At 67.6% G+C, this 23,185-nt stretch carries 31 protein-coding genes; 3 read left to right on the top strand and 28 right to left on the bottom strand.

All coding sequences use genetic code 11. The features are described from left to right. Positions 1-51: 51 nt before the first annotated feature. The 28 genes from rpsK to rpsJ form a co-directional block, all read right to left on the bottom strand. Positions 52-456 carry a 30S ribosomal protein S11 gene (rpsK, locus tag ACIQRW_RS10830; RefSeq protein ID WP_003956432.1) on the bottom strand — a complete coding sequence of 135 codons (405 nt, stop codon included), beginning with the start codon at positions 454-456 and terminating at the stop codon, positions 52-54. Between the two features lie 104 nt (positions 457-560). Continuing rightward, entirely contained in the window at positions 561-941 is a 381-nt protein-coding gene (gene rpsM / locus ACIQRW_RS10825; RefSeq protein WP_007446719.1) for a 30S ribosomal protein S13, read from the bottom strand. Positions 942-1,135: 194 nt separating this feature from the next. Beyond that, positions 1,136-1,249 (bottom strand): 50S ribosomal protein L36, encoded by a 114-nt coding sequence (rpmJ, locus tag ACIQRW_RS10820; RefSeq protein WP_003956441.1) that lies wholly within the window; start codon positions 1,247-1,249, stop codon positions 1,136-1,138. A 59-nt stretch (positions 1,250-1,308) separates the two neighbouring features. Beyond that, complete coding sequence (gene infA, locus ACIQRW_RS10815) at positions 1,309-1,530, bottom strand: translation initiation factor IF-1 (RefSeq protein ID WP_003956442.1); 222 nt, start codon at positions 1,528-1,530, stop codon at positions 1,309-1,311. A gap of 173 nt (positions 1,531-1,703) precedes the next feature. Beyond that, positions 1,704-2,540, bottom strand: a complete 837-nt coding sequence (map, locus tag ACIQRW_RS10810) for a type I methionyl aminopeptidase (RefSeq protein ID WP_403757273.1) — start codon at positions 2,538-2,540, stop codon at positions 1,704-1,706. Positions 2,541-2,672: 132 nt separating this feature from the next. Then, positions 2,673-3,332: an adenylate kinase gene (locus ACIQRW_RS10805; RefSeq protein ID WP_403757270.1), complete on the bottom strand. Its 660-nt coding sequence runs from the start codon at positions 3,330-3,332 to the stop codon at positions 2,673-2,675. Then, the gene (gene secY, locus ACIQRW_RS10800; RefSeq protein WP_361873354.1) at positions 3,332-4,645 is read right to left on the bottom strand and encodes a preprotein translocase subunit SecY; all 1,314 of its coding nucleotides are present in this window, start codon (positions 4,643-4,645) and stop codon (positions 3,332-3,334) included. Before secY ends, ACIQRW_RS10805 begins: the two co-directional genes overlap by 1 nt. 380 nt (positions 4,646-5,025) lie before the next feature. Next, a complete protein-coding gene (rplO, locus tag ACIQRW_RS10795) occupies positions 5,026-5,481 on the bottom strand; it encodes a 50S ribosomal protein L15 (RefSeq protein ID WP_003966942.1) in 456 nt (151 codons plus the stop codon). A 1-nt stretch (position 5,482) separates the two neighbouring features. Beyond that, the gene (gene rpmD, locus ACIQRW_RS10790; protein WP_003966943.1) at positions 5,483-5,665 is read right to left on the bottom strand and encodes a 50S ribosomal protein L30; all 183 of its coding nucleotides are present in this window, start codon (positions 5,663-5,665) and stop codon (positions 5,483-5,485) included. Further along, positions 5,665-6,270 carry a 30S ribosomal protein S5 gene (rpsE, locus tag ACIQRW_RS10785; protein WP_003966944.1) on the bottom strand — a complete coding sequence of 202 codons (606 nt, stop codon included), beginning with the start codon at positions 6,268-6,270 and terminating at the stop codon, positions 5,665-5,667. The genes rpmD and rpsE overlap by 1 nt, the downstream gene beginning before the upstream one ends. Positions 6,271-6,317: 47 nt before the next feature. Next, complete coding sequence (gene rplR, locus ACIQRW_RS10780) at positions 6,318-6,701, bottom strand: 50S ribosomal protein L18 (RefSeq protein ID WP_015610732.1); 384 nt, start codon at positions 6,699-6,701, stop codon at positions 6,318-6,320. A gap of 2 nt (positions 6,702-6,703) precedes the next feature. Continuing rightward, a complete protein-coding gene (gene rplF, locus ACIQRW_RS10775; protein ID WP_018960206.1) occupies positions 6,704-7,243 on the bottom strand; it encodes a 50S ribosomal protein L6 in 540 nt (179 codons plus the stop codon). Positions 7,244-7,264: 21 nt separating this feature from the next. Further along, positions 7,265-7,663, bottom strand: coding sequence for a 30S ribosomal protein S8 (rpsH, locus tag ACIQRW_RS10770; RefSeq protein ID WP_007446728.1), 399 nt, complete (start codon positions 7,661-7,663; stop codon positions 7,265-7,267). Between the two features lie 224 nt (positions 7,664-7,887). Next, positions 7,888-8,073, bottom strand: coding sequence for a type Z 30S ribosomal protein S14 (locus tag ACIQRW_RS10765; RefSeq protein WP_003948630.1), 186 nt, complete (start codon positions 8,071-8,073; stop codon positions 7,888-7,890). A gap of 2 nt (positions 8,074-8,075) precedes the next feature. After that, on the bottom strand, positions 8,076-8,633 hold the full coding sequence (rplE, locus tag ACIQRW_RS10760) for a 50S ribosomal protein L5 (protein WP_003966948.1): 558 nt from the start codon (positions 8,631-8,633) through the stop codon (positions 8,076-8,078). Next, positions 8,633-8,956 carry a 50S ribosomal protein L24 gene (rplX, locus tag ACIQRW_RS10755; RefSeq protein WP_018960205.1) on the bottom strand — a complete coding sequence of 108 codons (324 nt, stop codon included), beginning with the start codon at positions 8,954-8,956 and terminating at the stop codon, positions 8,633-8,635. The genes rplE and rplX overlap by 1 nt, the downstream gene beginning before the upstream one ends. Positions 8,957-8,958: 2 nt before the next feature. Beyond that, entirely contained in the window at positions 8,959-9,327 is a 369-nt protein-coding gene (gene rplN / locus ACIQRW_RS10750) for a 50S ribosomal protein L14 (protein WP_003966950.1), read from the bottom strand. A gap of 107 nt (positions 9,328-9,434) precedes the next feature. Then, positions 9,435-9,719 (bottom strand): 30S ribosomal protein S17, encoded by a 285-nt coding sequence (gene rpsQ, locus ACIQRW_RS10745; protein WP_073718385.1) that lies wholly within the window; start codon positions 9,717-9,719, stop codon positions 9,435-9,437. Beyond that, complete coding sequence (gene rpmC / locus ACIQRW_RS10740; RefSeq protein ID WP_003966952.1) at positions 9,719-9,943, bottom strand: 50S ribosomal protein L29; 225 nt, start codon at positions 9,941-9,943, stop codon at positions 9,719-9,721. The genes rpsQ and rpmC overlap by 1 nt, the downstream gene beginning before the upstream one ends. Continuing rightward, positions 9,943-10,362: a 50S ribosomal protein L16 gene (gene rplP, locus ACIQRW_RS10735; protein WP_003966953.1), complete on the bottom strand. Its 420-nt coding sequence runs from the start codon at positions 10,360-10,362 to the stop codon at positions 9,943-9,945. Before rplP ends, rpmC begins: the two co-directional genes overlap by 1 nt. 5 nt (positions 10,363-10,367) lie before the next feature. After that, positions 10,368-11,207, bottom strand: coding sequence for a 30S ribosomal protein S3 (rpsC, locus tag ACIQRW_RS10730; protein ID WP_018510593.1), 840 nt, complete (start codon positions 11,205-11,207; stop codon positions 10,368-10,370). Next, positions 11,207-11,554, bottom strand: coding sequence for a 50S ribosomal protein L22 (rplV, locus tag ACIQRW_RS10725; RefSeq protein WP_026290933.1), 348 nt, complete (start codon positions 11,552-11,554; stop codon positions 11,207-11,209). Before rplV ends, rpsC begins: the two co-directional genes overlap by 1 nt. 42 nt (positions 11,555-11,596) lie before the next feature. Next, positions 11,597-11,878 carry a 30S ribosomal protein S19 gene (gene rpsS / locus ACIQRW_RS10720; RefSeq protein WP_103509564.1) on the bottom strand — a complete coding sequence of 94 codons (282 nt, stop codon included), beginning with the start codon at positions 11,876-11,878 and terminating at the stop codon, positions 11,597-11,599. Positions 11,879-11,890: 12 nt separating this feature from the next. Beyond that, positions 11,891-12,727, bottom strand: a complete 837-nt coding sequence (rplB, locus tag ACIQRW_RS10715) for a 50S ribosomal protein L2 (RefSeq protein ID WP_018510594.1) — start codon at positions 12,725-12,727, stop codon at positions 11,891-11,893. Between the two features lie 39 nt (positions 12,728-12,766). Continuing rightward, complete coding sequence (gene rplW, locus ACIQRW_RS10710) at positions 12,767-13,090, bottom strand: 50S ribosomal protein L23 (RefSeq protein WP_007446738.1); 324 nt, start codon at positions 13,088-13,090, stop codon at positions 12,767-12,769. Further along, positions 13,090-13,740, bottom strand: coding sequence for a 50S ribosomal protein L4 (gene rplD / locus ACIQRW_RS10705; protein WP_003966959.1), 651 nt, complete (start codon positions 13,738-13,740; stop codon positions 13,090-13,092). The genes rplW and rplD overlap by 1 nt, the downstream gene beginning before the upstream one ends. Positions 13,741-13,744: 4 nt before the next feature. Continuing rightward, positions 13,745-14,389, bottom strand: a complete 645-nt coding sequence (gene rplC / locus ACIQRW_RS10700; protein WP_003966960.1) for a 50S ribosomal protein L3 — start codon at positions 14,387-14,389, stop codon at positions 13,745-13,747. A gap of 14 nt (positions 14,390-14,403) precedes the next feature. Further along, positions 14,404-14,712, bottom strand: coding sequence for a 30S ribosomal protein S10 (gene rpsJ / locus ACIQRW_RS10695; protein WP_003948644.1), 309 nt, complete (start codon positions 14,710-14,712; stop codon positions 14,404-14,406). Between the two features lie 470 nt (positions 14,713-15,182). Here rpsJ and ACIQRW_RS10690 point away from each other — a divergent pair, with 470 nt between their 5' ends. From ACIQRW_RS10690 to ACIQRW_RS10680, 3 genes are all read left to right on the top strand, one after another. Beyond that, positions 15,183-15,641: a GNAT family N-acetyltransferase gene (locus tag ACIQRW_RS10690; protein WP_403757260.1), complete on the top strand. Its 459-nt coding sequence runs from the start codon at positions 15,183-15,185 to the stop codon at positions 15,639-15,641. Positions 15,642-15,783: 142 nt separating this feature from the next. After that, entirely contained in the window at positions 15,784-19,023 is a 3,240-nt protein-coding gene (gene drmD / locus ACIQRW_RS10685) for a DISARM system SNF2-like helicase DrmD (RefSeq protein ID WP_403757257.1), read from the top strand. Continuing rightward, positions 19,023-23,153 (top strand): Eco57I restriction-modification methylase domain-containing protein, encoded by a 4,131-nt coding sequence (locus ACIQRW_RS10680; RefSeq protein WP_403757254.1) that lies wholly within the window; start codon positions 19,023-19,025, stop codon positions 23,151-23,153. Before drmD ends, ACIQRW_RS10680 begins: the two co-directional genes overlap by 1 nt. The last annotated feature ends 32 nt before the right edge of the window (positions 23,154-23,185 follow it).

Here is a 23,185-nt window from a genome sequence, read left to right as displayed (position 1 = left end):
ACCGCCCGGACCGAACGCTACTGACGCACGGCCGTCACCGGCCGCGACGCATCAGACGCGGCGACGCTTCGGCGGACGGCAGCCGTTGTGCGGCGTCGGGGTGACGTCCTGGATCGAACCGACCTCGAGGCCCGTGGCCTGGAGGGAGCGGATCGCGGTCTCACGGCCGGAGCCGGGACCCTTGACGAAGACGTCGACCTTGCGCATGCCGTGCTCCTGCGCGCGGCGGGCGGCCGACTCGGCGGCCATCTGCGCGGCGAAGGGGGTGGACTTGCGCGAGCCCTTGAAGCCGACGTGGCCGGCGGAGGCCCAGGAGATCACGTTGCCCGAGGGGTCCGTGATCGAGACGATGGTGTTGTTGAACGTGCTCTTGATGTGCGCGTGGCCGTGAGCGACGTTCTTCTTTTCCTTGCGACGCACCTTCTTGGCTGCGCCCTGACGACCCTTGGGGGGCATGTCTTTACTCCAGATGGAGAGGGGAGGTGATCGGTCCTACAGCGAAGACCGCTGGATGCTGCGGGTTCCGGGGAACCGGAGGTCCGCAGTGCGTCCGCTGAGGACTACTTCTTGCCCGGCTTCTTCTTACCGGCGATGGCGCGACGCGGGCCCTTGCGGGTACGCGCGTTCGTGCTGGTGCGCTGACCGTGGACCGGCAGACCACGGCGGTGACGAATGCCCTGGTAGCAGCCGATCTCGATCTTGCGGCGAATGTCGCCCTGGACCTCGCGGCGGAGGTCACCCTCGGTGCGGAGGTTGGCGTCCACGTACTCGCGGATCTTGACGAGGTCTTCCTCGGCAAGGTCGCGGACGCGGGCGTCCGGGTTCACGCCGGTGCTGGCGAGGATCTCCTTGGACCGGGTGCGCCCGATACCGAAGACGTAGGTGAGGGCAACCTCCACGCGCTTTTCGCGCGGGATGTCAACACCTGAAACGCGTGCCATTCAATGGCTCCAGTTGTTAGATCGGGGGTCTTCCGCAGTGCCACTCCCGACCGCCGACCGCTCACGAGGAGCGATGGTACGTCCGGGTCCCCGGCCCCCGCCGGAGGTGTCGTCAGCCGTGGCTTGGACGGGCACTGCGTATGTACGAATTACGTGCGTCGCGCGAAGAACTGCGAGATGCAGGCGGTCGTGCGTCAGCCCTGGCGCTGCTTGTGGCGCAGGTTGTCGCAGATGACCATGACCCGACCGTGACGGCGGATCACCTTGCACTTGTCGCAGATCTTCTTGACGCTCGGCTTGACCTTCATGGGATGTCAGGTTCTCCGGGTCAGTGCCATCACCCGCCGAAACGGGATGCCGGCAAGATCTACTTGTAGCGGTAGACGATCCGGCCACGCGTCAGGTCGTACGGAGAGAGCTCCACCACGACCCGGTCATCCGGGAGGATGCGGATGTAGTGCATCCGCATCTTGCCGCTGATGTGCGCCAGGACCTTGTGACCGTTCTGGAGCTCCACCTTGAACATTGCGTTCGGGAGGGACTCGATCACGGTGCCCTCAATCTCGATGGCACCTTGCTTCTTGGCCACGCTTCGCCTTTCGAATCGGCTACCTTGATCGGCTCTTGATTATCGGTGTGCTGATATGCGGGCACACTGATGCACGAGAGCCGACGAGTCAGTCTACGTCAGCGGACTCCAAAAGACGAATCCGTCAAGTTTGCCCAGCCGGGGTGATCCTTAGACCTCCCCGAGGGGTCACATCACCCGAGAGGGTCGGGAGCCGCCTCGACCCCGTACTCCGCGAGCTTCGCCCTGCCGCAGTCCGGGGCGGTCAGGACCAGCGGGCCCTGCTCGGTCAGGGCGATGGAGTGCTCCCAGTGCGAGGACCAGGTGCCGTCCGTCGTGATGACCGTCCAGTCGTCGCTCAGGGTCTCCGTCCGCGCTGTGCCGAGCGAGACCATGGGCTCGATCGCCAGGCAGACGCCCGGGACCAGCTTGATGCCCTTGCCGCGCTTGCGGGAGACGTAGTTCAGCAGGTGCGGGTCCATGTGCATCTCGGTGCCGATGCCGTGGCCGCCGAAGTCCTCGATGATCCCGTACTTGCCGGTCGCCGGGCGGGGCTGGCGGCGGATGTAGGTCTCGATCGCCTTGGAGATGTCGACGAGGCGGTTGTTCACCTTCATCGCGGCGATCCCGGCCCACATGGACTCCTCGGTCACCCGGGAGAGCTCGATCAGCTCCGGAGCGTGACCGGTGCCCACGAAGGCGGTGTAGGCCGCGTCGCCGTGCCAGCCGTCGACGATCGCGCCGGCGTCGATCGAGATGATGTCGCCGTCCTTCAGGACCGTCTTCTCGTCCGGGATGCCGTGGACGACGACCTCGTTGACCGAGGTGCAGATGGTCGCGGGGAACCCGCCGTAGCCGAGGAAGTTCGACTTGGCGCCGTGGTCGGCGATCACCTTGCGGGCGACCTGGTCCAGGTCGTGCGTGGTGGCCCCCGGAACGGCCGCCTCGCGGGTGGCGGCGTGAATGGCAGCGACCACCAGGCCCGCCTCGCGCATCTTCGCGATCTGCTCGGGGGTCTTGATCTGCACCATTGCTCGGCGCCTCTCTGCATCGACGGTGACGGGTACGGCTCGGCGTGTTCAACGATACGGGCGCAAGCAGTCGGCCGCGGCGCCCTGAGGCGCCGCGGCCGGCTTGCACTACGGGTGGTGCGGTGGTGACGCTCAGCCCTGGTCGGAGGCCTTCAGCGCCTCCATGGCGCGCGCGGTCACGTCCGCGACCTTGCCCAGCGCCGAGATGGTCACCACGAGGCCCTGGGCCCGGTAGTAGTCGATGATCGGCTCGGTCTGCGTGTGGTAGACCTCCAGCCGGGTGCGGACCGTCTCCTCGCTGTCGTCGTCCCGCTGGTACAGCTCGCCGCCGCAGGCGTCGCAGACGCCCTCGGTCTTCGGCGGGTTGTACGTCAGGTGGAAGACGTGCGCGCTGTTGTTGCGGCAGACGCGGCGACCCGCGATCCGCTTCACGACCTCGTCCTCGGGAACCTCGAGATCGAGTACCGCGTCCAGCTTTACGCCCTCGTCCTTGAGCATCACGTCAAGGGCTTCGGCCTGTCCGACGTTCCGCGGGAAGCCGTCCAGCAGGAAGCCGCCGGCGGCGTCCGACTGGGCCATGCGGTCCTTGGCCATCCCGATGGTGACCTCGTCCGGCACCAGCTGTCCCGCGTCCATGTAGGCGCGGGCCTGCTTGCCAAGGTCGGTGCCCTGGCTGATGTTGGCGCGGAAGAGGTCGCCCGTCGCGATGTGCGGAATCGAGAGGTTCTGAGCAAGGTACGCAGCCTGCGTTCCCTTGCCGGCACCCGGAGGCCCGACGAGGACGATTCGCATCAGCGGAGGAACCCTTCGTAATTGCGCTGCTGGAGCTGACTCTCGATCTGCTTCACGGTTTCCAGACCCACACCCACGATGATGAGGATGCTCGTCCCGCCGAAGGGGAAGTTCTGGTTAGCCCCGCCGAAGCCTGCCAACGCCATCGTCGGCACCAGAGCGATCAGGCCCAGATACAGCGAGCCCGGCCAAGTGATCCTGTTGAGCACGTAGCTCAGATACTCGGCAGTAGGTCGACCTGCCCGGATACCCGGGATGAAGCCACCATACTTCTTCATGTTGTCCGCGACTTCGTCGGGGTTGAACGAAATGGCCACATAGAAGAAGGCGAAGAACACGATGAGTACGAAGTACGTCGCGATGTAGTACGGGTGGTCACCGGTCACGAAGTTGTCCGTGATCCAGGTCGCCCAGCCCGCCTGCGAGTTGGAGAACTGGACGATCAGCGCCGGGATGTAGAGCAGCGACGAGGCGAAGATGACCGGAATCACACCCGCCTGGTTCACCTTCAGCGGGATGTACGTGGACGTACCGCCGTAGGACCGGCGTCCGATCATGCGCTTCGCGTACTGCACCGGAATGCGGCGCTGGGCCTGCTCGACGAAGACGACGAGGCCGACCATCACGAAGCCGATGAGGATGACCGTGCCGAACTCGATCCAGCCGTCGGCCAGCTTGCCGCTCTCCTTGATGGCCCACAGGGCGCCGGGGAACGTGGCCGCGATCGAGATGAACATCAGGATCGACATGCCGTTGCCGATGCCGCGGTCGGTGATCAGCTCACCGAGCCACATGACGGCGGCCGTACCGGCGGTCATCGTGAGGACCATGATGATCGTGGTGAAGATCGACTTGTCCGCGACGATCTGGCTGCCCACGGAACAGTTCTGGAAGAGCGCACCGCTACGGGCGGTGGCCACCAGGCCGGTGCCCTGGAGGATGGCCAGCGCGACCGTCAGATAACGCGTGTACTGCGTGATCTTCGCCGTGCCGGACTGCCCCTCCTTCTTCAGGGCTTCCAGGCGCGGGATCACGACGGTCAGCAGCTGGAGAATGATGCTCGCCGTGATGTACGGCATGATGCCGAGCGCGAAGATGGTGATCTGCAGCAGGGCGCCACCGCTGAACATCTGCATCAGACCGAGGAGGCCACCCGAGTCGGCCTGGTCGATGCACTGCTGCACCTTCGAGTAGTCGACGCCAGGGGCCGGGACATGCGCCCCGAGCCGATAGATCACGATGATGCCGAGCGTGAAGAGCAGCTTCTTGCGCAGGTCGGGCGTCTTGAACGCTCGGGCGAACGCGGTGAACACGGTGCCTCCTGCGACCCCCGCGCTATGCGTCAGAGGCGACGGGTCTGGATGGGACTGGATGGGATCGGATACAAGGCAGCCCTACATCGTAAGGAGGCCACAAAAGATTAACGGCGCCACCCTACCCGGCCCAGGACTGAGCGGGAAACACGCGCCGCACACCGGTGCACGGCCCGCTTCCCGGCCCACGCCGCGAAAGACCGGCCAAGCCGCACCATTTGGGACGTGAACGCCCCTTGGCTCCCCCACCGCCGGTGCGGTGGACACCCGTTCAACCTTTCCCGAGCCTTTACGGTTCCCGTACAGCGGCACAAACGCAGAAAAGCCTGGCCGGCCACCTCCGAGGAGGCAGCCGGCCAGGCTCAGTTCTGTCCCGTGGCTCAGACGAGCTCGGTGACCGTACCGCCGGCGGCGGTGATCTTCTCCTTGGCGGAGCCGGAGACGGCGTCAACCGAAACCTGCAGTGCCACGGAGATCTCGCCCTGTCCGAGGACCTTGACGAGGTGGTTGTTGCGCACAGCGCCCTTGGCGACCAGGTCGGCCACCGTGACCTCTCCACCCTCGGGGTAGAGCGTCGCGAGCTTGTCCAGGTTCACGACCTGGTACTCCGTGCGGAACGGGTTCTTGAAGCCCTTGAGCTTCGGGAGACGCATGTGGAGGGGCATCTGGCCACCCTCGAAGCGCTCCGGAACCTGGTAACGAGCCTTCGTACCCTTGGTACCACGGCCTGCGGTCTTACCCTTGGACGCCTCACCACGACCCACACGGGTCTTGGCGGTCTTGGCGCCCGGGGCAGGCCGGAGGTTGTGGGCCTTCAGCGGGCTGTTCTCCGCCATGTCAGTCAACCTCCTCAACCGTCACGAGGTGGCGGACGGTGTGAACCATTCCGCGGAACTCGGGGCGGTCCTCCTTGACAACCGAGTCGTTCAGGCGCTTGAGCCCGAGCGAACGCAGGGTGTCGCGGTGGTTCTGCTTGCTGCCGATGTACGACTTCGTCTGCGTGATCTTGAGGCGAGCCATTACGCACCCGCTCCCGCACGTGCACGAAGCAGAGCCGCGGGGGCGACGTCCTCGAGGGGCAGACCGCGGCGGGCCGCGATCTCCTCGGGACGCTGCAGGCCCTGGAGGGCCGCCACGGTCGCGTGCACGATGTTGATCGCGTTGGACGAACCAAGCGACTTCGACAGGATGTCGTGAACGCCGGCGCACTCGAGCACGGCACGCACCGGGCCACCGGCGATAACGCCGGTACCGGGGGACGCCGGCTTGAGCAGGACGACGCCCGCAGCCTTCTCGCCCGTGATCGGGTGAGGGATGGTGCCCTGGATGCGCGGGACCTTGAAGAAGTTCTTCTTGGCCTCTTCGACACCCTTGGCGATGGCCGCGGGAACTTCCTTGGCCTTGCCGTATCCGACACCGACGGTGCCGTCACCATCGCCCACCACGACCAGCGCGGTGAAGCTGAAGCGACGACCACCCTTCACAACCTTGGCGACGCGGTTGATCGCGACGACGCGCTCGACGTACGCGGTCTTCTCGGCGGCGCTGGCGCCACCGTCACGGCCCTTCCGGTCCCGCCGCTCGCCGCCACCGGCACCGCTTCCGCGGCGCTGGGGTCCAGCCATTGGAATTACCTCTCTCTGTTACGGACGCTGTGCGTAGGAACCGGGGCTTAGAACTTCAGCCCGGCTTCACGGGCGGCGTCAGCCAGAGCGGCAATCCGCCCGGCGTACTGGTTGCCACCGCGGTCGAACACGACGGCCTCGACGCCTGCGGCCTTGGCACGCTCGGCGACCAGGGCGCCGACCTGCTGGGCCTGGGCGCTCTTGTCACCCTCGCCACCACGGATCGAGGTGTCCAGGGTCGACGCCGACGCGAGCGTGTGGCCCGCGATGTCGTCGATGACCTGGGCCACGATGTGGCGGTTGGAACGCGTCACGACCAAGCGAGGACGCTCCGGCGAACCGGAGATGTGCTTGCGGACGCGGATGTGGCGGCGCTTGAGAGCGGCACGCTTGTACGCGTCGCCCTTGGCGATCTTCACACCGTATGCCATGGCTACTTACCAGCCTTTCCGACCTTGCGGCGGATGACCTCGCCCGCGTACTTGACGCCCTTGGCCTTGTACGGGTCGGGCTTCCGCAGCTTGCGGATGTTGGCGGCTACCTCGCCGACCTTCTGCTTGTCGATGCCCTCGACGCTGAGCTTCGTGGGCGACTCGACCTTGAAGGTGATGCCATCCGGAGCCTCGATGAGGATCGGGTGGCTGTAGCCCAGGGCGAACTCCAGGTTGGAGCCCTTCGCCTGGACGCGGTAACCGACACCGCTGATCTCGAGCGCCTTGGAGTAACCCGCGGTCACGCCGGTGATCATGTTCGCCACCAGCGTGCGGGACAGGCCGTGGAGGGCCTTGTTCTGACGCTCGTCGTTCGGGCGGGAGACGTTGAGCACGCCGTCCTCACCCTTGGAGACCTCGATCGGCGCGGCAACGGTGTGCGTGAGGGAACCCTTGGGGCCCTTCACCGCGACCGTACGGCCATCGATGGTGACGTCCACACCGGCGGGAACCTGGATGGGGAGCTTGCCGATTCGCGACATGAGCTTTCCTTCCTTTCCCGACTACCAGACGTAGGCGAGGACTTCCCCACCTACGCCCTTCTTGCCTGCCTGCTGGCCGGTCAGGAGACCGTGGGACGTGGAGATGATCGCCACGCCCAGGCCGCCGAGAACCTTCGGCAGGTTGGTGGACTTTGCGTATACACGCAGACCCGGCTTCGAAATCCGCTTGATGCCGGCGATCGAGCGCTCGCGGTTCGGGCCGAACTTCAGCTCGAGGACGAGGTTCTTGCCGACCTCGGCGTCCTCGACCTTCCAGCCGGTGATGAAGCCCTCCTGCTGGAGGATCTCCGCGATGTGCGACTTGATCTTGCTGTGCGGCATCGAGACATCGTCGTGATATGCCGAGTTCGCGTTACGCAGACGCGTGAGCATGTCTGCGATGGGATCAGTCATGGTCATGAGTTGGCCTTCGGCCTCTCTCGCCGGGGTTTCCTGTATGCGCCATCCCTCTCCCCACTCAGTGGCGGGACGGGTGCGGTGCGGGGACCTACGGCGTAGTAAGTCGGTCTTGGGCGGCAGGCGCCCAACCCTTCAAGCCTACGGCATGAAAGGACGGGCTCCTGCCGACCCAGATGCTTACCGAGAGTCTCCGGAACTTCCCTTTGCCCGAGGGCAGAGGGGAGTTACCAGGAGCTCTTGGTCACGCCCGGCAGCTCGCCACGGTGAGCCATCTCACGAAGGCACACGCGGCACAGGCCGAACTTGCGGTAGACGGAGTGGGGCCGGCCGCAGCGCTGGCAGCGGGTGTACCCGCGCACGCCGAACTTCGGCTTACGGGCGGCCTTAGCGATCAGAGCCTTCTTCGCCACGGTCAGTTCTCCTTGAACGGGAAGCCGAGGTGACGAAGGAGGGCACGACCCTCGTCGTCGTTGGTCGCCGTGGTGACCACGGTGATGTCCATGCCCCGGACCCGGTCGATCTTGTCCTGGTCGATCTCGTGGAACATGACCTGCTCCGTGAGACCGAAGGTGTAGTTGCCACGGCCGTCGAACTGCTTCGGCGACAGGCCACGGAAGTCACGGATACGCGGAAGCGCGAGCGACAGCGTACGGTCCAGGAACTCCCACATCCGGTCACCACGGAGGGTGACGTGGCAGCCGATCGGCTGGCCCTCGCGCAGCTTGAACTGCGCGATGGACTTGCGGGCCTTGGTGACGGCCGGCTTCTGGCCGGTGATCGTGGTGAGGTCCTTGACGGCACCGTCGATCAGCTTGGAGTCGCGGGCGGCGTCGCCCACACCCATGTTGACCACGATCTTGACCAGACCGGGAACCTGCATGACGTTCTCGTAGGAGAACTCCTCACGCAGCTTGCCGGCGATTTCCTCGCGGTAGCGCGTCTTGAGACGCGGCGCAGTGGTGGCAGTCATCAGATGTCCTCACCGGTCCGCTTGGCAACGCGGATCTTGTTGCCCTCGTCGTCAAAGCGGTAGCCGACGCGGGTGACAACCTTGTTGCCGTCCTTCTCCACGACCAGCTGCACGTTGCTGATGTGGATCGGGGCCTCGGTGGTGACAATGCCACCCGTCTGCGAACCGCGAGCCGTCTGACCGGCCTTGGTGTGCTTCTTGACCCGGTTGACACCCTCGACGAGGACGCGGTCCTGCGTGGGATAGGCCACGATGACCTTGCCCTGCTTGCCCTTGTCCTTACCGGTGATGACCTGAACCAGGTCGCCCTTCTTGATCTTCATGCTTACAGCACCTCCGGCGCGAGCGAGATGATCTTCATGAACTTCTTCTCGCGCAGCTCCCGGCCCACCGGGCCGAAGATGCGGGTGCCGCGGGGGTCGCCGTCGTTCTTCAGAATGACGGCGGCGTTCTCGTCGAAGCGGATGTACGAGCCATCCTGACGACGACGCTCCTTGACGGTGCGAACGATGACGGCCTTGACGACGTCACCCTTCTTCACGTTGCCACCGGGGATCGCGTCCTTGACGGTGGCGACGATGACGTCACCGATACCCGCGTAGCGGCGACCCGAGCCACCGAGAACACGAATGGTGAGAATTTCCTTCGCACCCGTGTTGTCGGCGACGCGCAGTCGCGACTCCTGCTGGATCACGTCTATCTCCTGATCGTCTGCCGGTTCCCGGCGGGTGCCTCTCCGTTACCGGGGAGGCACCCCACCGAGCCTGGCGGAACTGACCTGAGGGGAGAATCCCTCAGGAATTACTTGGCCTTCTCGAGGATCTCGACGATGCGCCAGCGCTTCGAGGCGGACAGCGGACGCGTCTCCATGATGATGACGCGGTCGCCGACGCCTGCAGCGTTCTGCTCGTCGTGGGCCTTGAGCTTGTTCGTACGGCGGATGACCTTGCCGTACAGCGCGTGCTTCACGCGGTCCTCGACAGCGACGACGACGGTCTTGTCCATCTTGTCGCTGACGACCAGACCCTCACGGGTCTTGCGGAAACCGCGGTCGGTGTTCGTCTCAGTCACAGTCTTCTCGCTCATCAGGCGCTCTCCACCGTCTCGATGCCCAGCTCGCGCTCACGCATCAGGGTGTAGATCCGGGCGATGTCCTTACGGACGGACTTGAGCCGGCCGTGGTTCTCGAGCTGGCCCGTCGCCGCCTGGAAGCGGAGGTTGAACAGCTCTTCCTTGGCTTCGCGGAGCTTGTTGAGGAGCTCCTCGTCGCCCAGCTCGCGCAGCTCGGACGCCTTGGTACCGGCCGACATCACGACTCACCTGCCTCGCGCCGAACGATCCGGCACTTCATCGGAAGCTTGTGAGCAGCGCGGGTGAGCGCCTCACGAGCAATCTTCTCGTTCGGGTAGGACAGCTCGAACATCACCCGACCCGGCTTGACGTTCGCGATCCACCACTCGGGAGAACCCTTACCGGAACCCATGCGGGTCTCGGCAGGCTTCTTCGTCAGGGGACGGTCCGGGTAGATGTTGATCCAGACCTTGCCGCCACGCTTGATGTGACGGGTCATCGCGATACGAGCGGACTCGATCTGACGGTTCGTCACGTACGCCGGGGTCAGCGCCTGGATGCCGTACTCGCCGAACGCAACCTGCGTGCCACCCTTGGACATACCGCTGCGCTTCGGGTGGTGCTGCTTGCGGTGCTTGACCCTACGGGGGATCAGCATTTCGGTCAGGCCTCCGTTCCGGTGCTCTCAGCAGCCGGAGCAGCGGCGGCGGGGGCGTCGGCCTTGGGGGCCTCGGCTGCCGGCGACTGCTGCGGCTTACGGCCGCGACCGCCACGCTCGCCACCACGGCCGCCACCACGGCCGGCCGGGCGGTCGGTGCCGCCACGAGCCGGACGGTTGCCGGCGCGGGCCGCGGCGTTCTCGGCGCGAACCTCGGCGATGTTCTTGACGTCGCCCTTGTAGATCCAGACCTTCACGCCGATGCGGCCGAAGGTCGTCTTGGCCTCGAAGAAGCCGTAGTCCACGTTGGCGCGGAGCGTGTGCAGGGGCACGCGGCCCTCGCGGTAGAACTCCGAGCGGGACATCTCGGCGCCGCCGAGGCGACCGCCGCACTGGATCTTGATGCCCTTGGCGCCGGCCTTCATCGAGCTCTGCATGCTCTTACGCATGGCACGACGGAAGGAGACGCGGGAGGAGAGCTGCTCGGCGACGGCCTGGGCCACCAGCTGAGCGTCCACCTCGGGGTTCTTGACCTCGAGGATGTTCAGCTGGACCTGCTTGCCGGTCAGCTTCTCCAGCTCGCCGCGGATGCGATCGGCCTCGGCGCCACGGCGACCGATGACGATGCCCGGACGGGCGGTGTGGATGTCAACGCGGACGCGGTCGCGGGTGCGCTCGATCTCGACCTTCGAGATGCCGGCCCGCTCCATGCCCTTCGTCATCATGCGACGAATGGCGACGTCTTCCTTGACGTAGTCCTTGTACAGCTTGTCGGCGTACCAGCGGGACTTGAAGTCCGTGGTGATGCCGAGCCGGAACCCGTGCGGGTTTACCTTCTGGCCCATTACCGGGTTCCTTCCTTGCTGCTGACGACCACGGTGATGTGGCTGGTCCGCTTACGGATCCGGTAGGCACGGCCCTGAGCACGCGGACGGAACCGCTTCAGGGTCGGACCCTCGTCCACGTACGCCTCGCTGATGACCAGCGAAGAGGCGTCAGGGTGGTCGTAGTTGTGTGCAGCGTTGGCGATGGCGCTGTCCAGCACCTTGCCAACCGGCACGCTCGCGGCCTGCGGGGCGAAACGCAGGACCGCCTGAGCCTCCGTGGCATCCATGCCACGGATGAGGTCCACCACTCGGCGGGCCTTCATGGGCGTGACGCGGATGTACCGCGCCTGGGCCCTGGCTTCCATGGTTGTCCCTTCGGTGTGAGTCATAGTCGTTTCCACCCCGCGCTAGCGGCGCTTCGACTTCCGGTCGTCCTTGACGTGGCCGCGGAAGGTGCGAGTCGGCGAGAACTCGCCGAGCTTGTGGCCGACCATCGACTCGGTGACGAACACCGGGACATGGATCTTGCCGTTGTGCACCGCGATGGTGTGACCCAGCATGGCCGGGACGATCATCGAGCGACGGGACCAGGTCTTGATGACGTTCTTGGTCCCCGCGTCGTTCTGTACGTCCACCTTCTTGATGAGGTGGCCGTCGACGAAGGGCCCCTTCTTGAGACTGCGCGGCATCTAAACCCGCTCCTAGCGCTTCTTGTTCGTCTTGCGGCGGCGGACGATGTACTTGTTGCTCGCCTTCTTGGGAGAACGAGTACGACCCTCCTTCTGACCCCACGGCGAGACCGGGTGGCGTCCACCGGAGGTCTTGCCTTCACCACCACCGTGCGGGTGGTCAACCGGGTTCATCGCGACACCGCGGACGGTCGGGCGAACGCCCTTCCAGCGCATACGGCCGGCCTTGCCCCAGTTGATGTTCGACTGCTCGGCGTTGCCGACCTCACCGATCGTCGCGCGGCAGCGCGCGTCGACCAGGCGGATCTCACCCGACGGCATACGAAGGTGGGCCATGGTGCCCTCCTTCGCCAGCAGCTGCACGGAGGCACCCGCGGAACGGGCGAACTTCGCGCCGCCGCCGGGCCGCAGCTCGATGGCGTGGATGGTCGTACCGACCGGGATGTTGCGCAGCGCCAGGTTGTTGCCGGGCTTGATGTCGGCGCCCGGACCGTTCTCGACACGGTCACCCTGCGACAGGCCACGGGGAGCGACGATGTAACGCTTCTCGCCGTCCGCGTAGTGCAGCAGCGCGATGCGCGCGGTGCGGTTCGGGTCGTACTCGATGTGCGCGACCTTGGCCGGCACGCCGTCCTTGTCGTGACGACGGAAGTCGATCACTCGGTAGGCGCGCTTGTGGCCACCACCCTGGTGGCGAACGGTCACACGACCGGCGTTGTTACGGCCGCCCTTGCTGTGCAGAGGGCGGACCAGCGACTTCTCCGGCGTGGACCGCGTGATCTCGACAAAGTCGGCGACGCTGGAGCCACGACGGCCCGGGGTCGTCGGCTTGTACTTGCGGATACCCATTTCTCAGTCCTCGTCCGATTCCGGACGACTCGACCTCCGTCAGGAGGTCGGGCCGCCGAAGATGTCGATACGGTCGCCCTCGGCGAGGGTCACGATGGCGCGCTTCGTGTCGGAGCGCTTGCCGAAGCCGGTCTTGGTGCGCTTGCGCTTACCCTGCCGGTTGATCGTGTTGACCCCGGTGACCTTGACCGAGAAGACCGCTTCCACGGCCTGCTTGATCTGGGTCTTGTTGGAGCCCGGCGCGACGATGAAGGTGTACTTGTTCTCGTCGAGCAGCGCGTAGCTCTTCTCGGAGACCACGGGCTTGACGAGAACGTCACGCGGGTCCGAGTACGTCTTGCTGGTAACGGTCGCCTCGCTCATCAGGCGTCGCTCCCTTCGGTCTCAGCGGTCTGGGGGCCAGACACGAAGGACTCGAAAGCGGCCTGGGTGAAGACCACGTCGTCAGAGACGATCACGTCGTACGTGTTGAGCTGGCCCGGCTCCAGGATGTGCACCTGGGGCAGGTTGCGCGCGGACAGCCACGCGGCCTCGTCGGCGCGGTCGACGACCAGGAGCAGGTTCTGGCGCTCCGAGATCTTGCCGAGCAGCGTCTTGGCGGCCTTCGTGGAGGCGGCACCCTCGACCACGCCGGTGACGACGTGGATACGGGAGTGACGGGCCCGGTCCGAGAGGGCACCGCGCAGGGCGGCGGCCTTCATCTTCTTCGGGGTCCGCTGCGAGTAGTCACGCGGCTGCGGGCCGTGGACGACGCCACCACCGGCGAACTGCGGGGCGCGGGTCGAACCCTGACGGGCGCGGCCGGTGCCCTTCTGGCGGTAAGGCTTCTTGCCACCACCGCGGACTTCGCCGCGGCGCTTGGTCTTGTGCGTGCCCTGACGGGCAGCCGCCAGCTGAGCGACAACGACCTGGTGGATCAGCGGAACGCTGGTCTTGGCGTCGAAGATCTCCGCGGGGAGGTCGACGGTACCGGCCTTGTCGCCTGCCGGCGAAAGGATGTCAATGGTGCTCATTACCTCAAGCCCCCTTGGCCGCGGTACGGACCAGGACGAGGCCGCCGTTCGGACCGGGGACCGCGCCCTTGATGAGGAGCAGACCCTTCTCCGCGTCAACCGCGTGGATGGTCAGGTTCTGGGTGGTGACGCGCTCGTTACCCATACGGCCCGCCATGCGCATGCCCTTGAAGACACGCCCAGGGGTGGCGCAGCCACCGATGGAACCGGGGGAACGGTGCTTGCGCTGGGTGCCGTGCCCGGCGCCGAGGCCCTTGAAGTTGTGACGCTTCATGACACCGGCGAAGCCCTTGCCCTTGCTCTTGCCCGTGACGTCGACCTTGACGCCGGACTCGAACACCTCGGCAGTGACCTCCTGGCCCAGCGTGTACTCGCTGGCGTCAGGGGTGCGGAGCTCCACCAGGTGGCGGCGCGGGGTGACGTCGGCCTTGGCGAAGTGACCCTTGAGGGGCTTGTTCACCTTGCGCGGGTCGATCTCGCCGAAGGCGATCTGGACCGCTTCGTAGCCGTCGCTGTCGTTGGTGCGAACCTGCGTCACGACGCACGGCCCGGCCTTGACGACGGTCACCGGGACAACCCGGTTGTTCTCGTCCCAGACCTGGGTCATGCCGAGCTTCTCGCCCAGGACGCCCTTGATGTTCTTGCTCATCTCGGCCCGTCCCCTCAGAGCTTGATCTCGATGTCGACGCCCGCCGGCAGGTCGAGGCGCATCAGCGAGTCAACCGTCTTCGGCGTGGGGTCGAGAATGTCGATGAGGCGCTTGTGGGTGCGCATCTCGAAGTGCTCGCGAGAGTCCTTGTACTTGTGCGGCGACTTGATGACGCAGTACACGTTCTTCTCAGTGGGCAGCGGCACCGGGCCCGCGACCGACGCACCAGTGCGGGTCACCGTCTCGACGATCTTCTTCGCCGAGGAGTCGATGACCTCGTGGTCGTAGGCCTTGAGCCGGATGCGGATCTTCTGTCCCGCCATGGCTACTAGTAGTCCTGTCTCTCGTAACGCTCTGGAACCCGGGGGTTCTCTGGACTCCTCCTCCGACCCACGCGGTCGGGCGTGTCGCATCCCCTCTACGAAAATCTCCCGAAGGAAATCCCAACCAAGGGGGTGCGGACCCTGAGACCGCGGAACCGGGGGCGGAACACCCACCGGGTGCCTGGCCGGCGCCCTGCATTACTTCCCGAAAGATTCCCGTACGTCCGACCCCTACAGGGTCGACGAGTACTGTGGGACTCGCTTCCGGTCCTCCCGGCGGGAGGCGCGCAGCATTGACACTCAACCGAGCAACCTGGTCAGTGTGCCATACGGGGCGCGGGCCTGGCCAATCGAGTCGGGAATCCTACCCCGAGCGAGCGAGTACTCAAACGCGGGCGCGCATCCGGCGGCTCCGGGACCCTCACGGACCTGCCGGGACGCCCCGTACGGGCCCCTGACAGAATCCCGCCATGCCGACGAGCACGCCACACGACTGGACCCTGCGCCCGGCCCTGCCCGAGGACGTCGAGGCCATCGCCGAGCTGCGGGCCGTCGTCATGCGCCCGGACCTGGAGCGGCTCGGCCGCTACGACGAAGACCGGGTGCGCAAACGGCTGCGGGACTCCTACTCCCCCGAGCACACCTCGATCGTCGAGGCCGCCGGCGCCTTCGCGGGGTGCGTGGCGCTGCGGCCGACCGCGGACGACCGGTGGCTGGAGCACTTCTACCTCTCCCCCGCCCGCCAGGGACACGGCATCGGCTCGGCCGTCCTGCGCACGCTGCTGGACCGCGCGGACGCTGAGCGGGTCCCCGTACGCCTGAACGTGCTGCGGGGAAGCGCCGCCCGGCGGCTCTACGAGCGGCACGGGTTCGCCCTGGAGCGGGAGGACCCCGTCGACGTGTTCCTGGTGCGGGAGCCCGCGGCCTGACCGTGGTACGTCCGAAGAGCCCGGGCCCGGGCAGCACACGCGTCCAACTGTTCCTGAGCATCCGCAGGCAGGTTCTGCGCCACCTGCCACCCACCTAAGCTTCTCGCAGGGGTATTAGGGGCAAGAGCGGGGAGCGGGATCGATGACGGACATGGCCGTGGGAACCGACCGGACCGAGAGCGAAACGGACGAGGTCACCGGGGTTCCGGTGCACGGCCAGCTGGTCACCGTACGCAACCGCCCCTGGGTCGTCACGGAGGTCACGCGATCCGCAGTGTCCGCCGAGAACCCGGCACGCGCGGCCGCGGCGTCCGCCCCTCATCTGGTGACCCTGGTATCGGTCGAGGACGACGCCCGCGACGAGGAGCTACGGGTGGTGTGGGAGCTGGAGCAGGGCACTCTCGTCCACCAGCAGTACGCGCTGCCCTCACCCACCGACGGCATCGACGCCCCCGAGCGGCTGGACGCCTTCCTGGACGCGGTCCGGTGGGGTGCCATCGCCTCCGCCGACAAGACGTCACTCCAGGCGCCCTTCCGCTCCGGCGCGGAGATCCAGGACTACCAGCTCGCTCCGGTCGTCCGCGCTCTTTCCATGCCCCGGACGAACCTGCTCATCGCCGACGACGTCGGTCTCGGCAAGACCATCGAGGCGGGCCTGGTCATGCAGGAGCTCATGCTCCGCCACCGGGCCCGGACGATGCTGATCGTCTGCCCGGCCGGGCTCACGCTCCAGTGGCAGGACGAGATGCGGGACAAGTTCGGCCTGGACTTCAGGATCCTGAACACGGCGATGCTCAAGGAGCTGCGCCGCTCGCGGGGGCTGCACACCAATCCGTGGACGCACTACCCGCGGCTGATCGTCTCGGTCGACTGGCTGAAGCGGGAGCGGCCGATGCGCATGCTGCGCGAGGTCCTGCCGCAGATCCCCGAGTACCCCCGCGCCTTCGACCTGCTGGTGGTCGACGAGGTCCACACCTGTGCACCGTCCGGGACGGGCGAGTACGGCGTCGACTCCCAGCGGACGAAGGCGATCCGCACCCTCGCACCGCACTGCGAGCACCGCCTCTTCCTCTCCGCCACCCCGCACAACGGCTTCCTGAACTCCTTCACCGCCCTTCTGGAGCTGCTGGACGACCACCGGTTCGCCCGGGGAGTGAAACCCTCGGACGAACAGCTGCGCCGCGTCATGGTGCGACGCCTCAAGTCCGAGCTGCCGAAGACCTGGGACGGCAAGGCGCGCTTCCCCGAGCGGGTACCGCACGCCCTGGAGGTGCGCTACGCGGACGACGCCCGCGCCGCGTACCGGAAGCTGTCCGCGTACGCCCGCTCCCGCCGTGAGGCGGGCGGCGGCACCCGTGCCGCCCGCTCCGCGTCGGACTTCGTCACCACCCTGCTCAAGAAGCGGTTCCTGTCCTCTCCCAAGGCCTTCGCGGAAACGATCGACGTCCATATCGCGACGATGACGAAGGGGCCCGCCACGGAGCAGGCCCCCAGTGAGAAGGTGCTGCGACCTCTGATCGAGCGGGTGGAAGAGACCGCGGAGAGCGATGAGAAGCATGCGGAGGCTGCGGAGCGGGCGCTGAACGCGGTGCGCCAGGCATCGCGCTCGCTCACCGCGGACGAGCACAGCCAGCTCAAGGAGCTCTCCGTCTGGGCGCGTACGGCCACCAAGCGGCCCGACGCGAAGTTCGCCGCCCTGCGCGACTGGCTCGACGGCATCGTGTGCAAGAACGGTCCGGCCGGGGACTGGGAGCCCGACCGCGTGATCGTCTTCACCGAGTACCGCGACACCCAGCGCTGGCTCCACGACCGGCTCATCGCCGCCGGCTACCCGCCGGACCGCATCGCCCAGCTGTACGGGGGCCAGCAGCCGGAGGAGCGCGAGCACATCAAGACGGTCTTCCAGGAGGACCCGTCCCTGGCCCCCGTCCGCATCCTGCTCGCCACCGACGCCGCGAGCGAGGGCATCAACCTCCAGGCGCACTGCCACCGTCTCCTGCACTGGGAGATCCCGTGGAACCCGAACCGGCTGGAGCAGCGCAACGGCCGTATCGACCGGCACGGCCAGCGAGCGGATCAGGTGGATGTCTTCCACTTCGTTCCCGAGGGCTGGCAGGGCTTCACGGCGGCCGACGACGACCCGGACTCCCGGCACGAGGACGGCACGCTGGAGGACGAGCTCCACTTCCTCGCCGTGGCCGCCCGCAAGACGGAGCGCATCCGTGAGGACCTGGGCAGCGCCGGCGAGGTCATCGCGGCACAGGTCGAACAGAAGATGCTCGGCCGCCGTTCCGACTGGACCGCCGCCGACGCCGAGATCAGCAAGCGGTCGGGGCAGGCCGTCCTCAAGGTCGACCGGGATCTCGCCCGGGAGCTGGAGAAGCTGGTCGCCGAGCTCGCGGGGAGCCGCGACACCCTCCACCTCACGCCGGAGACCGTCGAGCGGGTCGTCCGGACCGGGCTCCAGCTCGCCCACCGCAAGGACCTGACCGAGACCGCCGACCCGGCGGGCGGCGACTCCCCGGCCCGCTGCTTTCGCCTCCCCGAGCTTCCCGGCGCCTGGGCCCACGCCCGCAACGACGGCCTGCGCCACCCTCTCACCGGTCGGGAGCGACCGGTGGTGTTCGACGAGCGCGACGCCCGGCGGCGCACCGATGTGGTCCTGATGCACCTGGGGCACCGGCTCGTCCAGATGTGCCTGCGGCTGCTGCGCGCCGAGCTGTGGTCGGGCGGCAGGGAGGCGAAGCTGTCCCGGGTCACCGCGCGGGTGGTCCCCGGCGACCTGCTGCGTACACCCGCGGTCATCGCCCACGGCCGTGTCGTGATCTCGGGCCGCGGCGGCGCCCGACTCCATGAGGAGATCATCACCGCCGGCGGCGCGCTGGCCGGCGGGAAGCTGGACACCGCCCGTCAGGAGGAGCTGGACGCCTGGCTCGCGGCGGCGGGCGAGGAGCTGCCGGCCGCGGAGGTCACGGACCGCCTCACCGCGCTCTGGCCCCAGCTGGAGGACCGACTATCCCGCGCCCTGCGCAACCGGGCGCACACCCGCTTCCGATCCGTGGAGAAGCTCCTGGCCACTCGCTGCGAGGAGGAGGTCCAAGGCGTACGCAAGGTCCTCGCCGAGCTGGAGCGCAGTATCCGGGACCGCCTCGACGACCACGGATACTGGGAGCAGGGCTCCCTCTTCGACGTCGACGACGAGCGGCGCCAGCTGCGCGCGGACCGTGAGGCCCTGCGCGAGCGTCTGGACACGATCCCCGCCCTGATCGAGTCCGAGTCCGAGGCGCTGCGCGCCCGCTGGGCCGATCCGACGCCCCGCTGGTTCCCCGTCGCCGTCACGTTCCTCGTCCCGTCCGCCCTCGCCCGTGGAGACCGTCGCTGATGCCCCCCGCCGCCCGCCGCGCACCCGTCCCGGGGCACATCCCGACCCCCGCCGAGCAGCACGCGGAGTGGCTGCGGCTGCTCCGCCCGGACGGCCCGTTCATCGCCCTGCCGGTCCTCACCGAGGCCTTCCCCCAAGGGCTGGACACCGTCCCCACGGAGACCCGGCAGCGCCTGCGCCAGGCCTGGGAGGAGGTCCAGGAGGACCCGGCGCTCCTGCGCCACGGCTGGGAGAGGCTGATCCTCGACGAGCTGCTGGGCTGGACCCCCGGACTGCGCGAAGGGGCCGCGGTCCCCGAGTCGGTACGGGCCGGGGCGAACACCCCGGACGCTGTGCTGGTGGGCCCCGGCCCGCACGGCCAGTCCTCGCGCGTCCTCTTCTTCCGGACGCCCGGGTGGGGCGACTCCCTGACCCGGGCGACGGCCGACACCCCGTCGCCGGTGGACCGGGCCGCCGACCTGGCCCGCTGGCGCGAGGTACCACTGGCCCTGCTGACCAACGGCCGGGAGTGGGCCCTGGTCCACTCCCGCCCGAAGGAGGCCTCCACCGTCGCCGTCTTCGACGCCGATCTGTGGCTGGAGGAGCCGCTGCTGCTGCGCGCCTTCGCGAGCCTGCTGCACGCCCGCCGCGCCGTCCTCCCCGCCCTGGACCCCGCGGGGGCGCACACCTCCTCTCTCACCGCGCTGTTCGCCCGTACCGCCGACCAGCAGGCGGAGGTCACCGACACCCTCGGCAAGCAGGTCCGCGCGGCGGTCGCCCTACTGGTCGCCGAGCTGTCACGCCTCGACCGAGAGTCGGACGGCGAACTGCTCGCCCGGGTCGACGGCAAGCCGCTGTACGACAGTGCCCTGACCGTCATGATGCGGCTCGTCTTCCTCCTCTACGCCGAGGAGCAGCGCCTTCTCCCCTCCGACGACCGCCTGTACGCCGAGTCGTACGCCGTAGCCCCGCTCCACGACGCGCTCGACGCCGAACGCTCCCTGCACGGCGGCGAACTGGGCGACCGCCGCGCCTCCGCCTGGCCCCGGCTCCTCGCCGTGTTCGCCGCGATCCACGGTGGCTCGACCCACGACGAGCTGTGGATTCCCGCGTACGGCGGCTCCCTCTTCGACCCGGCCCGGTACCCCTGGCTCGCGGGAGCCAAGGTCACCGACCGCGTGGTGTTCGAGATCCTCGACGCCCTCCTCGTCCTGCGCCGCAAGGGCAAGGGACGCGAGGCCATGTCGTACAAGGGCCTGGACGTCGAGCAGATCGGCCATGTCTACGAGGGCCTGCTGGAGTACGGCTGCGAGCGCGCCGACGAGCCGTACCTGGGGATCGCTCTCGGCCGCGACGGCCAGTACGAGGCGGTGCTGCCGCTGGCGGAACTGGAGACATGGCAGGCGGCAGGTTCGATCGAGCGCGAGCTCAAGGAGGCGACCGGCGTCACCTCGGTCGCCCAGATCCGCAAGGCGCTGGACGCGGCAGGCGCGGTCACCGCCGAGCTGCACGCCTCGTCGGGCAACGACGACGAGCTGGCGGCGCGGATCGCCCCCTTCGCGGGCCTGGTCGACGACGACCTGCGGGGCGAGCCTCGGGTGTTCCCGGCCGGCTCCATGGTGATGGTCCGCTCGGGCAACCGCCGCAACACGGGCACCCACTACACCCCGAAGAAGCTCGCGGAAGAGGTCGTCGAGCACACGCTGGCCCCCCTCTGTTACTCCCCCGGCCCGGCGGACGGCGCGGCGGCCGGCACCTGGAAGGCGAAGCCGGCCGAGGAACTGCTGAAGCTGCGGGTGCTGGACCCGGCGATGGGCTCGGGCGCGTTCCTGGTCTCCGCCTGCCGGTACCTCTCGGACCGGGTGGTGGACGCCTGGCTCCGGGACGGCCTGCCGGACGAGATCCGCAAGGACGTGGGCGAGGACGACCGCGACGAGCTGCTGCGGGTGGCACGCCGACTGGTCGCCGACCGGTGCCTGTTCGGCGTGGACCGGGACCCCATGGCGGTGGAGCTGGCGAAGCTGTCGCTGTGGCTGGTGACGCTGGCGAAGGGTCGGCCGTTCTCCTTCCTGGACCACGCGTTGCGGTTCGGGGACTCGCTGGTCGGCGTCATCGACGTGGAGCAGATCAAGTCGTTCCATCTGGATTCGGGCGCACGGCAGTTGAGCCCGGAGGCTTCACGGGCGCTGGATGTGACGGAGACGCTTCTCTCGAAGGCGGCGGAGCTGCGCCGCGAGATCGAGGCGACCCCCGTCCACGACATCCGGAGCATCGACGCGAAGACGGCGAAGCTGCGCGAGGCGGAGTCCCTGACGGACCGGCTGCGGCTGGCCGCCGACGCGGTGGTCGGTGCGGCCCTGGCGGCGGAGGGCATCTCCGACGAGGAGGCATCCGACCGTACGGGCGAGGAGAGGCAGGGCGGCAAGCGAGGTGCCGCCCAGTTCCGGGACGCGAAGGAGACCGCGAAGGAGCGGGCCTACAGCGACAGGCTGGAGTCGGTGGTGGGGCTGGTCGCTTCGGCGCTGGAGGACAGCGGCACGGAGGGTGGCCAGGAGGGTGGCTGGTCGTACGCGGGTGAGCAGGCACGGGGGGTGGTTGACCGCTGGCTGACGGGCGAGCGGGCCGCCGCTGTACGGCCGTTGCACTGGCCGCTGGAGTTCCCGGAGATCATGGGGGTGGGGGGCGCTTCGGGGTTCGACGCGGTGATCGGGAACCCGCCGTTCATCGGGGGCCAGAAGCTGACGGGCGCCCTGGGCACGGACTACCGCGAGTACCTGGTCAACCGGATCGGCGGTGGGAAGCGGGGCAGCGCGGACCTGTGCGCGTACTTCCTGTTGCGGAACCTGGCGCTCGCGCCGGGGAGGCGTACGGGGATCATCGCGACGAACACGATCGCTCAGGGGGACACGCGGGAGGTCGGGCTCGACCAGGCGGTGGAGGGCGGGTGGCAGGTCTACCGGGCCATCCCGTCCAAGCCGTGGCCCGGCACTGCGGCCGTGGTCGTCTCGCTGCTCTGGCTGGGCGGGCGCGTGGGGGACGGTGAGCAACCTGTGCTGGACGGTAACGACGTTCGGGGGATCACGCCAGGGCTGGGCGCGCGGTCGCGGGTGAGCGGGAACCCGTACCGGCTGGCGGCTAATGCGGGGCAGTCGTTCATCGGGTCGTACGTGCTGGGCACCGGTTTCATCCTGTCTACGGACGAGGCCCGGGAACTGATCGAGAAGGACCCGCGCAACGCGGAGGTCGTTTTCCCGTATCTCAACGGGGAGGACCTGAACTCACGGCCGGACTGCTCGGCAAGCCGGTGGGTGATCAACTTTCACGGGTGGTCGCAGGAGAGGGCGGCTAAGTACGAGGACGTGTTCGCGATCGTGGAGCGGGCCGTCAAGCCCGTACGGCTCAGAAACAACCGCAAGGTGTACAGCGACTACTGGTGGCAATACGCAGAGAAGCGTCCAGCGATGCTTAAAGCAATCGTCGACCTTGAGCGCGTTCTGGTGCTCGCGCGAGTAAGCAAAACAGTGATTCCCGTCCGGATCCCCACCGGCCAGGTGACAAGTGAGCAGGTCATCACGTTCCCTACCGCGAGCTCGGCCGAGCTCGCCGCATTGTCGAGTTCTCTGCACTACTGGTGGGCGCTGCGCTACTCCGGAGACATGCGCGGCGATCTCCGCTACGCGCCCTCGGACGTGTTTGAGACGTTCCCGCGACCTGACGAGACCGAACGCCTGACCGCTGCGGGCGATGCTCTGGAAGCGGCCCACCGAGAGGCTATGAGCGCGCACGCTGTCGGCCTCACCAAGCTCTACAACATGGTCCACACGGAAGCCGAGCAGGCAGCGGAGATCACGGCCGTGCGCTCCGCTCGCATCGAGGTGGACGAAGCTGTGGTTGAGGCTCATGGCTGGAAGAACCTGGACCTGCTGCACGGGTTCCAGAAAACCGCTCAGGGCCCCCGCTTCACCATCGCGCCCACCGCCCAAACCGAAATCCTGGATCGCCTCTTGGAGCTCAACCACGCCCGCTACAAGGAAGAGCAAGCGGCCGGGCTGCACACCCCCGGGGCCAAAAAGAAGGCCGCTCCGAAGCGGAAACCCAAGCCGAAGGTGGAGCCAAAGCCTGAGGACGGGGTCCAGGACGGGTTCTTCTGAGGGTGGCAGCAGCGCGCCCCCGTCCGGCTTCG

The organism is Streptomyces sp. NPDC091287 (assembly GCF_044768525.1).
Lineage (GTDB): Bacteria > Actinomycetota > Actinomycetes > Streptomycetales > Streptomycetaceae > Streptomyces.
This window is presented reverse-complemented; position numbering and strand designations above follow the sequence as displayed.

Bases quoted from the DNA above. Each gene is read 5' to 3' on its own strand.
- rpsK (WP_003956432.1), bottom strand. From the start codon at position 456: ATGCCCCCCAAGGGTCGTCAGGGCGCAGCCAAGAAGGTGCGTCGCAAG.
- rpsM (WP_007446719.1), bottom strand. From the start codon at position 941: ATGGCACGCGTTTCAGGTGTTGACATCCCGCGCGAAAAGCGCGTGGAG.
- rpmJ (WP_003956441.1), bottom strand. From the start codon at position 1,249: ATGAAGGTCAAGCCGAGCGTCAAGAAGATCTGCGACAAGTGCAAGGTG.
- map (WP_403757273.1), bottom strand. From the start codon at position 2,540: ATGGTGCAGATCAAGACCCCCGAGCAGATCGCGAAGATGCGCGAGGCG.
- ACIQRW_RS10805 (WP_403757270.1), bottom strand. From the start codon at position 3,332: ATGCGAATCGTCCTCGTCGGGCCTCCGGGTGCCGGCAAGGGAACGCAG.
- rplO (WP_003966942.1), bottom strand. From the start codon at position 5,481: ATGGCGGAGAACAGCCCGCTGAAGGCCCACAACCTCCGGCCTGCCCCG.
- rpmD (WP_003966943.1), bottom strand. From the start codon at position 5,665: ATGGCTCGCCTCAAGATCACGCAGACGAAGTCGTACATCGGCAGCAAG.
- rpsE (WP_003966944.1), bottom strand. From the start codon at position 6,270: ATGGCTGGACCCCAGCGCCGCGGAAGCGGTGCCGGTGGCGGCGAGCGG.
- rplR (WP_015610732.1), bottom strand. From the start codon at position 6,701: ATGGCATACGGTGTGAAGATCGCCAAGGGCGACGCGTACAAGCGTGCC.
- rplF (WP_018960206.1), bottom strand. From the start codon at position 7,243: ATGTCGCGAATCGGCAAGCTCCCCATCCAGGTTCCCGCCGGTGTGGAC.
- rpsH (WP_007446728.1), bottom strand. From the start codon at position 7,663: ATGACCATGACTGATCCCATCGCAGACATGCTCACGCGTCTGCGTAAC.
- rplE (WP_003966948.1), bottom strand. From the start codon at position 8,633: ATGACTGCCACCACTGCGCCGCGTCTCAAGACGCGCTACCGCGAGGAA.
- rplX (WP_018960205.1), bottom strand. From the start codon at position 8,956: ATGAAGATCAAGAAGGGCGACCTGGTTCAGGTCATCACCGGTAAGGAC.
- rpsQ (WP_073718385.1), bottom strand. From the start codon at position 9,719: ATGAGCGAGAAGACTGTGACTGAGACGAACACCGACCGCGGTTTCCGC.
- rpmC (WP_003966952.1), bottom strand. From the start codon at position 9,943: ATGTCGGCCGGTACCAAGGCGTCCGAGCTGCGCGAGCTGGGCGACGAG.
- rplP (WP_003966953.1), bottom strand. From the start codon at position 10,362: ATGCTGATCCCCCGTAGGGTCAAGCACCGCAAGCAGCACCACCCGAAG.
- rpsC (WP_018510593.1), bottom strand. From the start codon at position 11,207: ATGGGCCAGAAGGTAAACCCGCACGGGTTCCGGCTCGGCATCACCACG.
- rplV (WP_026290933.1), bottom strand. From the start codon at position 11,554: ATGGAAGCCAGGGCCCAGGCGCGGTACATCCGCGTCACGCCCATGAAG.
- rpsS (WP_103509564.1), bottom strand. From the start codon at position 11,878: ATGCCGCGCAGTCTCAAGAAGGGGCCCTTCGTCGACGGCCACCTCATC.
- rplB (WP_018510594.1), bottom strand. From the start codon at position 12,727: ATGGGTATCCGCAAGTACAAGCCGACGACCCCGGGCCGTCGTGGCTCC.
- rplW (WP_007446738.1), bottom strand. From the start codon at position 13,090: ATGAGCGAGGCGACCGTTACCAGCAAGACGTACTCGGACCCGCGTGAC.
- rplD (WP_003966959.1), bottom strand. From the start codon at position 13,740: ATGAGCACCATTGACATCCTTTCGCCGGCAGGCGACAAGGCCGGTACC.
- rplC (WP_003966960.1), bottom strand. From the start codon at position 14,389: ATGAGCAAGAACATCAAGGGCGTCCTGGGCGAGAAGCTCGGCATGACC.
- rpsJ (WP_003948644.1), bottom strand. From the start codon at position 14,712: ATGGCGGGACAGAAGATCCGCATCCGGCTCAAGGCCTACGACCACGAG.
- ACIQRW_RS10690 (WP_403757260.1), top strand. From the start codon at position 15,183: ATGCCGACGAGCACGCCACACGACTGGACCCTGCGCCCGGCCCTGCCC.
- drmD (WP_403757257.1), top strand. From the start codon at position 15,784: ATGACGGACATGGCCGTGGGAACCGACCGGACCGAGAGCGAAACGGAC.
- ACIQRW_RS10680 (WP_403757254.1), top strand. From the start codon at position 19,023: ATGCCCCCCGCCGCCCGCCGCGCACCCGTCCCGGGGCACATCCCGACC.